Genomic DNA, 3,480 nt, shown 5'->3' with positions numbered 1-3,480 from the left:
ACTGGACGTACTTGGGCTTTCGGCCGGTGCGGCGAGAGTGCGTGCCGGGCGTCGCGACGGGGCGAACGTTGCCTGTTGCGGCACTAGGTCCTGTCGTCAAATTCCCGTCGTCCGCCCGGAGGGCGGGCCCTGTGGCGAGAGTGCGTGCATGGCGTCGCGGGGCAGACGGGAATTTGCCGACAGGGCCCAGGGGCCGTCCGGTGACTCAGGGCACGTGCCGTCGTGCTCGCAGTGCCAGGCTCAACGCCAGTACCGTCTGCGGGTCGTCCAGGTCCGTGCCCAGCAACTCCCCGATCCGGGCGAGGCGGTTGTAGAGGGTCTGCCGGTTCAGGTGCAGCTCGCGGGCCGTCTCCGCCTTGCGGCCCGCGTGCGCCAAGTACGTCTCCAGGGTGGGCAGCAGCGGCGGCTTGGAGCGGAGGTCGTGGTCGCGGAGGGGGCCGATGGCGCGGTCCACGAAGGCCGCCAGGTCCGGATGGTCGCGCAGCCGCCACAGGAGCAGGTCGGTGTCGAGGCGGCGGGCGTCGTACCAGGGGCGGTCCGTCAGACCCTGTGCGGCCGTCGCCGTCTCCGCCGCGTGCCGCAGGCCCGCCGAGGCCGCCGCCCAGCCGCCCGCGACCCCGACCACCACCACGGGCGGCTGTGCCCCCGGCCGCTGCATGCCCGCGCGCTCCACGCCCGCCCTGAGCGCTGCCGCGACCCGGTCCGCGAGCGCGGCGCGCTCGGACTCCGAACGCAGGCCCAGCAGCAGGGGGACGCGGCCCTCCACCGGGCGTACGCCCAGAAGGACCGGGACTCCCACCGAGGCCAGCTCCTCCGCGACCGCGCGCGCCAGGACGGCCCAGCCGCCGCCGGGGGAGGGGCCGTCGGCGAGCCGCATCACGACCGGCAGGAGCGGGCTGGTGCCGGGCTTGAAGCCGAGCACGCGGGCCTGTGCGGGGGCGTCCTCGGCGGCGATACGGCCCTCCGCGAGGTCGGTGAGGAAGTCGCCGCGTCCGCGTGCCGCGAGCTCCTCCTCCTGGCGGGCCTGCATGAGGACGACGGCCAGGATGCCCGCGGCCCGCTCCGCCGCGATCCGGTGCACGGGGGCGACCGGGGCGCTGACGGGAAGGAGGACCAGCCGGGCGCGTACCGAACCGGTGCCGGGGCCGCCGCCCGGCACGTCCACGAGGGTCGTCCCGGCGGGCGGCTCCTCCTTGTGCTGGCCGCGCAGCCCCTCCCACACCTGGAGCGGGTCGGCGCCGGCGGGGCCGGCCCCCGCGGCGTACAGGAGCTGTCCGTCCGCGGTCTCCAGGAAGACGGGGTTGCCGCTGAAGTCCGCGAGGATGCCGAGGACCTGGGGTATGCCCCCGCCGCCGAGGAGGGCTTCGGTACAGCGCCGGTGCACTTCCTCGGCCCGCTGCAGCAGCGCGTAGTGGCCGTTGACGATCTCGGTGTGGATCTCCTCCGTGACCGCCACGAAGGGCACCTCGCGGTGCAGCTGGACCAGCGGGAGGCCGGCGGAGCGGGCCGTCTCCACGAGGGCCGAGGGCAGCCGGGTGAAGCGCGGGCCGAGCTCCACGACGAGCGCCGCGATACCGCGCTCCGCGAGGGTGCGGACGAACGCGCGCTGGTCGGCGGGGCGGGTACCGAGGCCGTAGCCCGTGGTCAGGAGCAGTTCGCCGCCCTTGAGGAGCGAGGCGATGTTCGGGACCTCGCCCGCGTGCACCCAGCGCACGGTGCGGCCCAGCCGGTCGGCGCCTGCGAGGATCTCCGGCAGCCCGCTGCGCAGTCCGGGCAGCTCCAGCGCCCGCTGCACGGTGATTCCGGCGCCCTGGGTGTCGAATCGACTGTCCACACGGCTGTCCACACGGCTGTCCATGCAGCGGACGCTACCCGGGGAGGCCTCCCGGAGGCATGTCCGAGGCCGAGCCGCTCGCTACAGGGGCGGGATGTTGTGGTTGAAGCGGAAGACGTTGTCCGGGTCGTACGCGGCCTTCACCGCGGCCAGCCGTCGGAAGTTCCCGGCGCCGAGGCCGCCCACCACGCGGTCCGCGCCCTCGTCGCCTATGAGGTTGAGGCAGACCGCGCCGGTGCTCCACGGCCGGACGGCGGCGCGCACGTCCTCGACCCACTGGACGCAGCGCCCGTCGTCGGCCGGGTCCTCCCACATCCCGAAGGGGTGCACGGTCCACCGGGCGTCGCGGAACGGGACCGGGAAGCGGTCCGGGCCGGAGGCGATCGCGCCGCCCTGCGGGTACAGCGAGTGCCGGGTGGCCGTGGGCATCGGCATGGCGTTCCCCAGCTCGCAGAAGACGTCCACGGCCTCGTCGGGCAGGCAGGTCAGGGACTCCGCGGAACAGTGGTTCCGCAGGCCCGGGGGGCTGTCCAGGATGCGCTGGAAGGCGGCGTAGGGGAGGGATGTGAGCATCTCGGCCTCGTGAGGCAGCGCCAGCAGCGGCCGGGCGAGTTTGCGGAGGTCCTGCTCGGCTCCCGCGTACGTCAGGAGCGCGTCGACCAGCTGTGCGCGGATGATGCCGCCGCCCGTCTCCGGCGGGGCGGTCTCGATGATCTCGCGGTAGGTGCGGACCACGTCCGGGCCGGTCTCCGGGCGGTATGTCAGCAGGGCGATCGAGAAATCCGGCAGCGGGTGCAGTCTCAGGGTCAGTGCGGTGGCGACGCCGAAGTTGCCACCACCGCCGTGCAGGGCCCAGAAGAGTTCCGGGTTCTCGCGATCGGTGGCCTGGATCTGCGAGCCGTCGCACGTGACCAGTTCTACGCCGAGCAGGTTGTCGACGGCGAGGCCGAAGGCGCGGTCGAGCCAGCCGGTGCCGCCGCCGAGGGCGAAGCCGGCGACGCCGGTGGTGGAGTTCCGGGCGCCGGTGGTGGCCAGGCCGTGGGGCTGGGTGGCGTGGTCGAGGTGGCTCATCAGGGCGCCGCCCTCGACCCGTACCGTCTGGGAGCCGGGGTGGACGGTCACCGTGCGCATCCGGCGCAGGTCGATGACCAGGCCGTTGTCGTTGAGTGACATCCCGGCCGGGCTGTGGCCGCCGGCTCGGATCGCGATGTGGAGGTCCAGGTCCCGGGCGAAGCGGACCGAATGGACTACGTCCGCAATGGTTGCGCACTGGGCGATCACTGCGGGGTGGCGGTCGATGCGGGCGTTGAAGACTTTGCGGGCGTTGTCGTAGCCGGGGTCCTCCGGCCTGAAAGCGTCGCCGGTCAGGTCCGCGCGCAGGGCGGCGAGGCGGGTGTGGGCCTTTGAGAAGGGGGACATCGCAGTTGCCCCCATTTTTCGGTAGGGGACGGGACTGCTTTCAGCCTAGGGGCTTGTTGTGAGGCCGCGGGCCGGTGAGGGCTGGCCGCGCCCAGGCGGCGGAGCCGCACAGTGTCACAGCCCCGTGCCCCTTAGGTCCTGTCGTCAAATTCCCGTCGTCCGCCCGGAGGGCGGGCCCTGCGGCGTCAGGTGCGTGCTCTCGGCGTGCCGGGCACAGGCCCTCGTAC

Annotated in this window: 2 protein-coding genes; both read right to left on the bottom strand. The window is 73.6% G+C overall.

Annotated elements, in window-relative coordinates; genetic code table 11:
• Positions 1 to 205: 205 nt before the first annotated feature.
• Complete coding sequence (locus ABZ656_RS57120) at positions 206 to 1,846, bottom strand: PucR family transcriptional regulator (protein WP_360280545.1); 1,641 nt, start codon at positions 1,844 to 1,846, stop codon at positions 206 to 208.
• 69 nt (positions 1,847 to 1,915) lie between these two features.
• Positions 1,916 to 3,253 (bottom strand): FAD-binding oxidoreductase, encoded by a 1,338-nt coding sequence (locus tag ABZ656_RS57115; RefSeq protein ID WP_360280542.1) that lies wholly within the window; start codon positions 3,251 to 3,253, stop codon positions 1,916 to 1,918.
• Between the last annotated feature and the right edge of the window lie 227 nt (positions 3,254 to 3,480).

The sequence above is a fragment of the Streptomyces sp. NPDC007095 genome (assembly GCF_040634475.1).
GTDB lineage: Bacteria > Actinomycetota > Actinomycetes > Streptomycetales > Streptomycetaceae > Streptomyces.
This window is presented reverse-complemented; position numbering and strand designations above follow the sequence as displayed.